Raw genomic sequence first — 11,902 nt, forward strand, 5'->3', positions numbered from 1 at the left:
ATGACTACCCCGCCCCGCTCTGATCGCCAACAAGCCCTGAAAGCTCTCTCAACAGAGCTTGCACGCCTGGCGGGACAGACGGCGGATGAAGCGGATTTACACCGCGCCATCTTGCATCAATTGGTACAAGCCACTGATGCTCTGGGGGGCGCGGTTTGGCTCGTCGCTCAACGCCGCGGCCAAGATCTCAGTCTCCGCCTGGCTGCCGCTGCGGAATTGGAACCCGCAGCCGGTGCACCTGAAACCGAGCAACGTCAGCAAACTCAACGTGCTGCTACGGAGGTCATCCTCTCTGCCCAGCCCCTGGTGCTCATGCCGAGCCCAGCGGATCAAGGTCCGGTGACGCCCGGGGTCCTCGTGAATCTAGGTCCTCATGCCATCATTGGTGCCCCTTTGCGCAGTGGCGATGATCTGCTCGGCAGTGTGCAGCTCTGGTTCCCTGCGCAGCGTGATCCCAAGGGCCTCGCCGAGATCGCCCTCATGGTGCAGGCTTTACTTGCCGATCTCGGACCACGCTTGCGCTCCCGCCAGATGCGCGAGTTGGGAGCTCTCAGCCAGCGTCAGCAGCGGCTGCTCCAGATGGCTTCAGATCTCGCGGGGGTGCTGGATGCAGAGATGGGAGGACGCCTCGCCGCTGCCCATGCTCGGGAGATGCTGGGCATCAACCGGGTGAGCCTTTTAGTACAAGAGGGGGACCGCTGGCGGATCATCGCCATCTCGGGCCAAGAGTCGGTGGACAAGCGTAGCCGCATCGTCAGTCAGATGCTGGCCTTTACCCAGCGTCATTTTCACGACACCGCGTGGGTGGTGCTTGCAAGCGATGACGTTACCCATTTTCAAGACACGCCCATGCAATCCGCTGCGCTGGTGCCGCTGCGGGATGGTGCCGAGGGAGTGCGCCTAGGCACGCTGCTGTGCGAGAGTACGGATCCCCACAGTTTCGGCTCAGCAGGTGCTCCAGTGGAGTCCCGTCCGCCCTCTCTGGTGCTCGCTCAGTGGTTGGCGGATCTCACCGGACGGTCGCTGAGAGCCGCGTTGGTGCACCAGGCCATTCCTTTTCATCGGCGTCTGCTCCAGCTCGGGCGCTGGCGTCAGGACGTCTCTGCCACGCGCAAACGCCGCTGGCTGGTGAAGACGCTTGCTCTTACGCTACTCATTGGGATTGCAGCTCTCTGGCCCCTACGGGTGCGCGTGGAGGCAGATTGCACCCTACTCCCACTGAAGCGTGCCCTCGTCACGGCAGAGGCACCAGGACGCATTGAGGAAGTCCTCGTGCATGAGGGCGACCGAGTCACGCCAGGGCAAATCATCGCTCGCCTGGATACCCGCCGCCTACAAAGCGATCTGGAAGCGGCTGTGCAAACCCGTAAACGCCTTGAAGCCGAAGCCACACGCCAGCGTGGCCAAGGCAAAGAAGCGCTCGCGCGCATGGCTACCCTGGAAGCTCAAGCGCAAGCGGAGATGGAGAAACGGTTTCGCCTGGAAATCTCCCTCGCTGAGCTACGTGCCCCGCTGGCAGGCATTGTCATGACGCGAGACGTTCATTTAAAAACCGGCAGTTTTCTTCAAGCAGCCGACACCTTTGCTGAGATCGCCAGTGTGGACAGCTGGGACCTGCGGCTGCAAGTGGAGGAAGCGGACATCAGCGCCCTTGAGGAGGCGCTCGCAGAAGGGCAGACCCTACCCGTGGATTACCTGCTCTACACCCAGAGTGCACATGAACTGCACGCTGCCATTACTCAAGCTCAGCAGATTAGCCCTGCCCTCCAGCCTGGCCCTCACGGCGGACTCTTCAGCATCACTCTACCTCAGGTGAAAATTCCTTCGTCGTTGGAACCCCTCATACGACCCGGCTTAACAGGACGCGCGAAGATAGACCTCCATCGTCGTCCGGCCGCCGCAGTCCTGTTCCGGCGTTTTACCCGCTGGCTACGCATGCGCTGGTGGCTATAGCCAGGAATGCCGAAACCTCCCTGAGGACGGACAGGAATCCACACCACGGGATCAGCCGAACCGGCCGCGCACATAGTCGTCGGTCAGTTTCTCTTTGGGGTTTTCAAAGAGGTGCATGGTTTCATCATACTCCACCAGCTTTCCCAGGTAAAATAGGGCCGTGTAGTCTGCCGTGCGCATCGCCTGCTGCATGTTGTGTGTGACAATGACCAACGTGTATTTCTCCTTAAGCTGGTGAAACAGATCCTCCACACGTGCCGTCGCGATGGGGTCTAGAGCCGAACAAGGTTCATCCATCAACAGCACTTGGGGTTTCACGGCAATCGCCCGGGCAATGCAGAGACGCTGTTGCTGACCGCCGGAAAGGCCGTAGGCGCTCTGATCGAGCCGATCCTTGACCTCGTCCCAGAGAGCCGCTCCACGAAGACTTTCCTCCACCACATGGTCGAGATAATCCTTCCGCTTTTCACCGTGAATCTGAAGACCGTAGGTGATGTTCTCGTAAATGCTGCGCGGGAAGGGATTGGATTTTTGAAACACCATGCCCACCCGGCGGCGTAACTGCACCACATCCAACGCTGGGCTATGAATGTCTTCCCCCTCGATCTTGATGCTGCCCTTCCGAACGGCGGCCCCATCCACCCGGTCATTCATGCGATTGAAGCATCGCAGCAAGGTGGACTTACCACAGCCAGAGGGTCCGATGAACGCCGTGGCCTGATTGCGCGGGATGTCCAGATTGATGTCGAACAGCGTCTGCTTGCTACCATAATAGAAATCCACATTCCGCACCTGAATGGCGCTCGGCAGGTGTGCGACGGGATTTGAAACTGTCATGCGTGAAGGGAGTGAAAGACCTTGCCTAGGCAGGTTGGGTTGGCAACTCCCCTTATTGTCACATTGCTGCCATATAAATCCAGAGCGCGTGACAAAACTGTCACACGTCTTTCCGCGCCATGTGACAAAGCTTCGTCGATGAATGCGCCACCTGTCACACAACATCAACCACACCATGAAGATTCCTTCATTTCTCACCCTCATTCTCAGCTTCTCAGCTCTCGCCCACTCGGCTGAGGTGGATCCTGCCATCCCTGAATACAAGCAGGTGAGTGGTGTTTCAGGAAACCTCATCTCCATCGGTTCCGATACTCTTAATAACCTAATGACCCTGTGGGCTGAGGGTTTTAAAGCGAAGTATCCGAATGTGAACATCCAGATCGAGGGGAAAGGCTCTGCGACGGCACCTCCAGCCCTGATCGCCGGCACCAGCCAACTCGGGCCAATGAGCCGTGAGATGAAGCAGGAAGAGCTGGACGCCTTTGAAAAGAAATTTGGCTACAAGCCCACTGAGATCAAAGTGGCTGTGGACGCCTTGGCCGTCTTTGCTCACAAGGACAACACCATCAAGGGTCTGACCCTTTCCCAGATCGACGGCATCTTTTCCTCCACCCGCAAGCTGGGCGCTCCTGCCGACATCACTGAGTGGGGTCAACTGGGCGTGGATGCCTGGAAGGGCCGTGCCATCTCCCTCTTCGGTCGTAACAGTGCCTCCGGCACCTACGGCTTCTTCAAAGAACATGCTCTCGGTAAAGGTGACTTCAAGAGCAGTGTGAAAGAGCAGCCTGGTTCCTCGGCTGTGGTCCAGGGGGTGAGCACGGATGAATTTGCGCTGGGTTACTCGGGCATCGGTTACGTCACCTCGGGTGTGCGTGCTCTCCCGATCGGTGAAACTGCCGAAAGCTTGGCCGAGCCGACCTATGAGAATTGCCTCAGCGGTGAATATCCCCTGGCCCGTTTCCTTTTGATCTACATCAACAAGAAGCCCGGCCAGCCTCTGGATAGCCTCACCAGTGAGTTTGTGAAGTTCATCCAGAGCAAAGATGGACAGCAGGTGGTAGTGAAGGATGGTTACTATCCGATTCCTGTCGAAGTGCTGGAAGAAACCCAGGCCACACTGGCTCAGTAAACTTTTGCGGAGTTAAATCCTCCGCCCGTTCGATTTCCTATGCGTCAGGGGGGTACCTCTGACGCATTTTTCGTGTTCAAATGCACAAGCCCTTGAATTCCTTCAGAGATCCTTACATACTCCGATACCTATCACCCCTTTCTCATGCTCTCCTTCATTAAAATCCGCCATCTGGCTCTCGTCGAGGACGTCACCTGGGATCTGAGGGCTGGTTTGATCGGAGTCACGGGAGAAACAGGAGCCGGGAAATCCATCATCGTTGGAGCCCTGAAGCTCATTCTGGGCGAACGTGCCGACCGCAGCCTGATCCGCAATGGCCAGGACACCTGCACCGTGGAGGCCAGTTTTCATCTGAACGACACTCGGGCCGTCGATGCTGTGCTGGAGGAGGCTGGATTAGAACCCTGTCAGGACGGCGAACTCCTCATCAAACGCAGCATCAGTACTGGTGGTGCCAACAAACAATTTGTTAACTGCTCCCCGGTCACCATCCAGGTGCTGAAGGCCTTGGGCGAGCATCTAGTGGACCTGCATGGCCCGCATGATCATCAATCGCTGAACTCTCAGGACCGGCAGCTGGAAATGCTGGACAAGTACATTGGCAGTGAGGATACCCTGACTCACTACCAAACCGCCTGGCAGCAATGGCGAGCCGCTTTGACCGAACTGGACGAACTGGAAAACAGCGAGCGTAGCAGCAGCCAGCAGGAGGACATGCTGCGCTTCCAAGCTCAAGAGATCGCTGCAGCGGATCTGAAACCCGGAGAAGAAGAGGAGATCGAGGGCCGTCACCGCATCGCCGCCAATGGCGCGCGTCTGGCCGAGGTCTGCTCCGCCATCACCGGACGCCTCAGCGATGGTGAGGGGGGCATTCTGGATGCCCTGCGCGAAATCGGTCGTCATATCCATGAGCTGGAGAAAATCGATCCCTCCACGGCAAGCATGTTCGAGGGCTTCAAGTCGGCTCAGATCGAGCTGACGGAACTGGAAAGCAGCGTGCAGGAATACGCCGATGATCTGGAAACCGATCCCGAAGAGCTCGCCCGTCTGGATCAGCGCATCCACACCATCCAGACCCTGAAGCGCAAGTATGGCTCCACCGTCGAGGCCATCCTGCAATTCCAACAGGAGGCCGAACAAAAACTGTCGAGAATCGAAAATCGTGGAGAGGAATTGGAGCGCCTGCAAGCTCTGGTCAAAACGCGTCGTGCCGAGGTCGATAAACTCGGTAAACAGCTCACCAAAAAGCGGGCTGACGCCGCACCGAAACTCGCCAAAGAAGTGGCGGCTCATCTCACCGATCTCGGCTTCAAACGCAGTGTCTTCGAAGCTCAACTGATCCCTCAAAAAGACCCCGCCCGCAGCGGTTTGGAAGAAGTCGATTTCCAGTTCGCCCCGAACCCAGGCGAGCCACTCAAACCGCTCCGGCTGACCGCCAGCAGTGGTGAAATGTCCCGCGTGCTGCTGGCCGTGAAGAGCGCCCTGGCCAAACAAGACGCTGTGCCTCTGCTCGTCTTTGATGAGATTGACGCCAACGTCGGGGGTAACATTGCCGAGGCGGTCGGTCACAAAATGGCGTCACTGGGCAGCACACACCAAGTCATCGCCATCACCCACTTCCCGCAGGTGGCCTCCCTGGCAGGTAGCCACTTCGTGGTGACCAAGGAGATCGAAGGCGACCGCACCAAGTCCAACATTCGCGAAGTCACCAACGGCGAACGGGTGGAGGAGCTCGCCCGCATGCTCGGAGGTAAAATCGAGTCTGCTCGCGAACATGCGCGAAACCTATTGGTGGGTCACGCCTAACAGCTGACGCAAATAGGCTTCAAACAAAAAGGACGAAGGTAAAACCTTCGTCCTTTTGTTTAAATTACCAGTTAGGCTGGACTCAATCAGTCTTCCCAACGACGTGGCTTGAAGCCGCCGCCACCACCACCGCCGCCGTAAGGCTTACGGCCATAGGGACGATCACCACCGCGGTCGCGATCTCCACCACCACCGAATCCACCAGGTTTGCGGAATCCGCCGGGCTTACCGCCACCGAATCCACCACCTTTACCGCCAAAGCCACCGGGCTTACTGCCGAAACCGCGAGGGCCAAAGCTGCTGCGACGAGGAGCACCGCTGTCTTGGCGATCTGCCATGTCCATACGCACATCACGGCCACGATAATTGGTGCCAGTGACGGTCGTCATCACAGTTTCCACATGATCTTCAGGCACCTCGATGTAGCTGCACTTCTCGAAGATATCGATCGTGCCCAGACTGCCACTTGGGATCTTTGCGGTGTTGTAGATCATTCCGGCGATGTCGCCTGGACGAGCATTGTCCATACCGCCGACGTTGATGAACAGACGCACCATGCCGGAGCGTGGGCCCTTCTGCACAAAGGAGCGGGAGCGCATCGGAGCTGGGCCGAAGTCATCACGAGGAGCCGGACCCGCATCCTGGCGACGTGGACCTTCGTCCTGATACTCGTCGCGCTCACGCGGGGCTGGCGCTGGTGAGGCTGCAGGAGCGGGGGCTGGAACTGCACCATCCGCCGCCGGTGCCGCCGCGGCGGCTTGGCCTTCCACTACGTTTTGTTCGCGAGGAACGAATTCACGCTGAGGAGCCTGTTTTCTCGGCTGAGCGCGATCCTCGACGATCTGCTCACCCTCACGGGAGAACTCTTTCATCCACAGATCCAGCAGGGCGCTCATGATGTCCGTCGGGTCAAACCCGGCGTCCAGAAGGCGCTGCACGGTGTGCTCATGCTTGGCGTATTCACCACCTTCGAGAGTGGCCTTCAATTTTTCAAAGCTCTGGTCCACACGGGTGGCTTCCAGCTCTTCCTGAGATGGCACCTTGGTGCGGGTAACCTTGGCATTCGTGAAGCGCTGGATGCGCTGCATGAGGTAGATCTCACGACCTGCCACCAAGCTGACAGCGGTGCCTTTCCGTCCGGCACGCCCGGTGCGGCCGATGCGGTGCACGTAGTCTTCCGTGTCATAAGGAAGCTCGTAGTTCACGATGAGGTCCACATCGTTCACGTCCAGACCGCGAGCAGCCACGTCGGTAGCCACCAGCACTTCCAGCGTGCCGTTACGGAAATTGCGCATCACACGCTCACGCATGATCTGGTTCAAGTCTCCGTGCAGGCGGTCAGCGGCATAACCGCGGCCTACCAAGGAGTCTGTCACGTCATCAACAGCCTTCTTCGTATTGGCGAAGACGATGGTTAGGCGTGGGGAATCCATATCCAGCACACGGCAGAGCACCTCGGTCTTGCTGCGGCCCTGAACTTCGTAATAACGCTGCTCGATGGTCGGCACCGTCATGGCCTTTTGCTCGATGGTGATCGTGGCCGGGTTGTTGGTATAACGATCAATGAGGCGGCGGATGCGCGGATCAAAGGTGGCGGAGAAGAAGATCGTCTGGCGCTCTTTGGGAACGATCTGCATGAGACGCTCGATCTCGTCGGCAAAGCCCATGTCCAGCATCTCATCCGCTTCGTCAAAGACCAGGGTCTTCAGCGCGTCCAGGCGCAGCGTGCCGCGGTCGGCAAAGTCCAGGATACGGCCGGGCGTGCCGACGACGATCTGGGAGCCCATCTGCAGGGCGCGGATCTGGCGATCATAAGAGGAGCCACCATAGATCGGCGTGGCGCGCACACCTTCTTTAAAGGAGGCGACCTTGTGGATCTCCGCGCAGACCTGCATGGCCAGCTCACGGGTCGGGCACATGATCAGCACCTGCGTGCTGCGGTTGAGGGGATCGATGCGGTCCACGGCAGGCAGACCGAAGGCGAGTGTCTTGCCGGAGCCTGTCTGGCTCTGACCGACGACGTCACGTCCAGTGAGGGCCACCGGGATGGCTTGAGCTTGAATCGGGGAGGGTTGTTCGAAGCCCTGGGCCTCGATAGCTTTCATCAGCTCGGGCGAAAGACCGAGCTCGGCGAATGTTTTTTCCATGTTGTTATACGACCGGCAGACAGGCTTCCAATGAGTGGGCAACCTGTCGCCGTTAGGGGCGTCTCATTTCGGAGCGAGACGGATCACCGCCAATCTGGCGGGCTACATGGCAAACTTCGGCCCCATAGGGGGAAGCGGCGAAAAACCGGTCGTGAGAGTTCCACACCTTGGGGAAAGTGCAAGCAATGTTTGTTGAGAGCGATCATAGCTCGTTCACAACCCGCCCCAAATAGGCATTTCGGTTCGACAATGTCGCTCATCACGGTCTAGTCCCGGTTACTATGACCAACCGCCGTCATTTCCTCCGCACCTCCGTCGCTTCACTCTTCGCCTCACGCCTGGGTTTGACCGCCCAGGAAGCCGAGCAGGCTGAGGTAACCATCCGTCAGATCACCCGTGGGCCGAAGTATCATTGGTTCGCGTATTACGACAAGCTTCAGTTCAGTCCCGATAACCGCTACGTCTTGGGTAACGAGGTGGACTTTGAGCACCGCTCCCCCACAGCGGAGGACAAGATCAAAGTAGGCATGGTGGACCTCCAAGCTGGCGACAAATGGATCGAACTGGGGGAAAGCCACGCCTGGAACTGGCAGCAAGGCTGCATGCTGCAGTGGGTGCCCAGCACAGAGAGCACCGTCATGTGGAATGATCGCCAAAAGGGCAAATTCGTCTGCCACCTCCTGGACGTGAAGACTCAGGAGAAACGCACTCTGCCGCATCCTGTTTACACCCTCAGCCCCGATGGCAAGTGGGGCATCTCACCTGACTTCCGTCGTCTCAACGACACCCGTCCCGGCTACGGTTACGCTGGTGTGCCTGATCCCAACCAAGATGTGCTCGTGCCTGAAGACGCCGGCATCTGGAAAATCAACATGGAAACGGGTGAGCAGGAACTCATCATCACCTTTGCTCAAGCTGCGGCTATTCCGTATGAAGGTGGCTTCAGCCCTAATGCCAAGCATTGGTTCAATCACTTGTTATTCTCACCTGATGGCAGCCGCTTCATCTTTCTGCACCGCTGGAAGGGTGATGGTGACAAGACCTTCAACACCCGTCTTTTCACCGCCAAGGCCGACGGTACCGATCTCTACGTGCTCGATCCTCTCGGCAAGACCTCCCACTTCGTCTGGAGGGACAACGATCACGTCTTCGCCTGGGCCTTCCACCCCAGCCATGGCGACAAATTCTACCTCTACAAAGACAAGACACGCGAGGTGACCGTTGTCGGCCCTGAGAAGATGCCGCGCAATGGCCACAATACCTATGTGCCGAACACCAATAACGAGTGGGTTTTGAACGACTGCTACCCCGACAAGCAGCGCATGCAGACGCCTTACGTCTATCACATCCCTACCGACCGACGGGTGGATCTGGGCCACTTCTACAGCCCCGCCTTTTACACCGGCGAATGGCGCTGCGACAACCACCCGCGCAGCAGCCGCGACGGCAAACTGGTCTGCATCGACTCCCCTCACAGCAAAGGACGGCAGATGTATCTCATCGACATTAGCAAGATCGTCGGGCTGTGATCCGGTCAACAGTCTTTAGTGATCCGTGCTCAGTGATTCGCCACAGAACACGGATTATTGGCCGCCCAAGCACCGCCGGAAGAAATCCACCGTCATACCGAGTGCTTGACGGGCCAATTCAGGATCATAACGCAGGCCCTCATCGCGGAGGAAAGCGTGAGCGGCATTGAATTCATGCCAAGTGAAGTTCACACCAGCCGCCGTCAGCGTTTGATAGATCATCGCCCTCCCTTCCGCAGGCACATGGGGATCTTGGCGCCCAAAGACCAGCATCAGCTCGCCTTGGATGTCCGCCGCACGGGCCAGAGAGTCGTCATTCATGCCAGCGCCCAGACTGCGCTTGTGCAGATCCGTCGGATAAAAGCATGCTGCCGCCGCCACATCCGGCTGTAGGGCCGCGCGATACGTCAAATGCCCGCCGATGCAGGGACCAAAAGAACCCAGGGCACCTGTACACGACTCATGGCTTTTCAGGTAATCCAGCACCGCCCGGTTATCGCCATCATAAGCCACCACTGGTTTCTCAATCTTCAGTCGGTTACCGACATCGGAGCCCGCTTGGTCATACGCCAATACGGTGCCTGACTCCAGATACTCGTGGTAGATCTCCGGGAGCGCCACGATGAACCCGTGCCCCGCCAGAAACGCCGCCGTGCGTACGATGGGGGCTGTCAGTTGAAAGATCTCCGAGTGAAACAGGAGCCCCGGAAACTTCCCCTCCCCCGCAGGCCGCAGCACCAGCGCGCGCATTGGACCGGTCGGCGTGGAGAGAATAACAATTTCAGGTTCGCGGAGGGTCATAACTGAATAGGCTAACTGGCATGTGTTTGTTCCCCTCGATACAGAAGATTAGTCGCAATGAATCACAAAAAAGAAGGCGGGCTTCAAAGGCCGACCTCCGTTTGTTACGCATCACTCCCACTCGATGCTCGCCGGGGGCTTGGTGCTGATGTCGTAGAGGACGCGATTGACGCCTTTGACGCTGTTAAGGATCTTGTTAGATGCATTGCGCAGGACGCTATACGGCAGCTCGACCCAATCGGCGGTCATGGCGTCTTCGCTAATGACAGCGCGGAGGGAGATGGCCTGTTCGTAGCTGCGTTCGTCGCCTTTGACACCGACGGTTTTTACAGGGAGGAGGGCTGCGTAGGCCTGCCAGACCTGCTCATACCAGCCGGAGCGGCGGAGTTCGCCAATGAAGATGGCGTCGGCCTGCTGGGTGGAGAGGATGCGCTCGGGGGTGATCTCGCCCGGGATGCGGACGGCGAGGCCGGGGCCGGGGAACGGGTGACGCCAGAGGGCGCGGTGCGGGATGCCGAGGCTGGCGCCGAGGGCACGGACTTCGTCTTTGAAGAGCTCGGCGAGAGGTTCGAGGACTTTGCCCTGCTCCTTGAGCTCCATGATCCGGTCCACGCGGTTGTGGTGGGTCTTGATCTTGCTGGCGATGGAGCCGCTGGTGGCGCTCTCGATCACGTCGGGATACAAGGTACCTTGAGCGAGGAGCTCGACGTTGTCGGCGACTTTCCAGAATTCATCCACAAACAGGGTGCCGATGATGCGGCGCTTTTGCTCGGGATCGGTGACTCCTTTGAGAGCGCCCAGGAAGGTGGTGCTGGCATCGATCTGCTCGATCGGCACCCCCACTTCGGCGAAGAGTTCCTTCACCTCAGCGGACTCATTGAGGCGCATGAGGCCGGTGTCGATGAAGATGCAGCGCACCTTCACACCGGCACGGGCCAAGAGCACGGCGAGGACGGTGGAGTCCACCCCACCGGAGACGCCACAGATGACCTCGCGGGAGCCGACCTCGGCCTTGATACGGGCGATCATCTGGTCTTTGAACTCGATGATGTCGAACTTCGCGAGAGTGTCGCCACACTGGGCGAGGAAGTTTTTCAGGATGCCCGTGCCCTCATGGGAATGGGTGACCTCGGGGTGGAACTGGATGCCCCAGCAGCGATCCGTCCACTTCAGCGCAACCGGGACGGCGTCTTCATTGGTAGCTATGACCTGAGTCGTGGAGGCGAGGTTCGCACAGGTATCGCTGTGGCTCATCCAAACCTGGGATTCATGCGAGATGCCTTTAAAGAGATCGGCATGATCCGTGACGACCAGCTTGGCAGGACCGTATTCCCGGGTGACACCAGGTTTCACCGTGCCGCCATGTTTGATATTCAGAAGCTGCATCCCATAACACACGCCCAGGACCGGCACACCGAATGACATGAGTTTGTCAAAGTCCACATCTGGGGCATCGACATCCGAAGTGCTGCGGGGGCCGCCAGAGAGGATGATGGCTCCGGGGTTCTTCAAGTTCGGAAGCTCAGCCGGCGGATACAGGTGCGAGACAAAACCCAGTTCGCGAACGCGGCGGACGATGAGCTGGGAATACTGGGAGCCGTAGTCAAGAACGGCGACTTCGTGGTCGGTCATGGAGAAGAGGGAGGGTTAGCCACAAAGAGGAATTAGGAAATGGAGAAAATCCTTCTTGCGCCTTTTGC

At 58.5% G+C, this 11,902-nt stretch carries 8 protein-coding genes; 4 read left to right on the forward strand and 4 right to left on the reverse strand.

Annotated features, from left to right (window positions below):
• A complete protein-coding gene (locus B5D61_RS03255; RefSeq protein ID WP_078811873.1) occupies positions 1-1,953 on the forward strand; it encodes a GAF domain-containing protein in 1,953 nt (650 codons plus the stop codon).
• A 51-nt stretch (positions 1,954-2,004) separates the two neighbouring features.
• Here B5D61_RS03255 and pstB read toward each other — a convergent pair whose 3' ends face one another.
• Positions 2,005-2,790 (reverse strand): phosphate ABC transporter ATP-binding protein PstB, encoded by a 786-nt coding sequence (pstB, locus tag B5D61_RS03260; RefSeq protein ID WP_078811874.1) that lies wholly within the window; start codon positions 2,788-2,790, stop codon positions 2,005-2,007.
• A 175-nt stretch (positions 2,791-2,965) separates the two neighbouring features.
• Here pstB and B5D61_RS03265 point away from each other — a divergent pair, with 175 nt between their 5' ends.
• Both B5D61_RS03265 and recN read left to right on the forward strand, forming a co-directional pair.
• Positions 2,966-3,919 carry a PstS family phosphate ABC transporter substrate-binding protein gene (locus tag B5D61_RS03265; protein WP_078812163.1) on the forward strand — a complete coding sequence of 318 codons (954 nt, stop codon included), beginning with the start codon at positions 2,966-2,968 and terminating at the stop codon, positions 3,917-3,919.
• A 144-nt stretch (positions 3,920-4,063) separates the two neighbouring features.
• The gene (gene recN / locus B5D61_RS03270) at positions 4,064-5,725 is read left to right on the forward strand and encodes a DNA repair protein RecN (RefSeq protein WP_078811875.1); all 1,662 of its coding nucleotides are present in this window, start codon (positions 4,064-4,066) and stop codon (positions 5,723-5,725) included.
• Positions 5,726-5,811: 86 nt separating this feature from the next.
• On the opposite strand, the gene B5D61_RS03280 is transcribed toward recN, so the two are convergent.
• A complete protein-coding gene (locus B5D61_RS03280; RefSeq protein WP_217698901.1) occupies positions 5,812-7,872 on the reverse strand; it encodes a DEAD/DEAH box helicase in 2,061 nt (686 codons plus the stop codon).
• A 281-nt stretch (positions 7,873-8,153) separates the two neighbouring features.
• Here B5D61_RS03280 and B5D61_RS03285 point away from each other — a divergent pair, with 281 nt between their 5' ends.
• Positions 8,154-9,401: a hypothetical protein gene (locus B5D61_RS03285; RefSeq protein ID WP_078811876.1), complete on the forward strand. Its 1,248-nt coding sequence runs from the start codon at positions 8,154-8,156 to the stop codon at positions 9,399-9,401.
• A 54-nt stretch (positions 9,402-9,455) separates the two neighbouring features.
• Here the strand turns inward: B5D61_RS03285 and B5D61_RS03290 are convergent, their stop codons facing one another.
• Both B5D61_RS03290 and guaA read right to left on the reverse strand, forming a co-directional pair.
• Positions 9,456-10,202, reverse strand: a complete 747-nt coding sequence (locus tag B5D61_RS03290) for a dienelactone hydrolase family protein (RefSeq protein ID WP_078811877.1) — start codon at positions 10,200-10,202, stop codon at positions 9,456-9,458.
• Positions 10,203-10,313: 111 nt separating this feature from the next.
• Positions 10,314-11,834, reverse strand: a complete 1,521-nt coding sequence (gene guaA, locus B5D61_RS03295) for a glutamine-hydrolyzing GMP synthase (RefSeq protein ID WP_078811878.1) — start codon at positions 11,832-11,834, stop codon at positions 10,314-10,316.
• Positions 11,835-11,902: the final 68 nt, after the last annotated feature.

The sequence above is a fragment of the Prosthecobacter debontii genome (genome assembly GCF_900167535.1).
GTDB classification, from domain to species: domain Bacteria; phylum Verrucomicrobiota; class Verrucomicrobiia; order Verrucomicrobiales; family Verrucomicrobiaceae; genus Prosthecobacter; species Prosthecobacter debontii.

What these genes read in the sequence shown, in the direction of transcription:
- B5D61_RS03255 (WP_078811873.1), top strand. Translation starts at nt 1, where the DNA reads ATGACTACCCCGCCCCGCTCTGATCGCCAACAAGCCCTGAAAGCTCTC.
- pstB (WP_078811874.1), bottom strand. Translation starts at nt 2,790, where the DNA reads ATGACAGTTTCAAATCCCGTCGCACACCTGCCGAGCGCCATTCAGGTG.
- B5D61_RS03265 (WP_078812163.1), top strand. Translation starts at nt 2,966, where the DNA reads ATGAAGATTCCTTCATTTCTCACCCTCATTCTCAGCTTCTCAGCTCTC.
- recN (WP_078811875.1), top strand. Translation starts at nt 4,064, where the DNA reads ATGCTCTCCTTCATTAAAATCCGCCATCTGGCTCTCGTCGAGGACGTC.
- B5D61_RS03280 (WP_217698901.1), bottom strand. Translation starts at nt 7,872, where the DNA reads ATGGAAAAAACATTCGCCGAGCTCGGTCTTTCGCCCGAGCTGATGAAA.
- B5D61_RS03285 (WP_078811876.1), top strand. Translation starts at nt 8,154, where the DNA reads ATGACCAACCGCCGTCATTTCCTCCGCACCTCCGTCGCTTCACTCTTC.
- B5D61_RS03290 (WP_078811877.1), bottom strand. Translation starts at nt 10,202, where the DNA reads ATGACCCTCCGCGAACCTGAAATTGTTATTCTCTCCACGCCGACCGGT.
- guaA (WP_078811878.1), bottom strand. Translation starts at nt 11,834, where the DNA reads ATGACCGACCACGAAGTCGCCGTTCTTGACTACGGCTCCCAGTATTCC.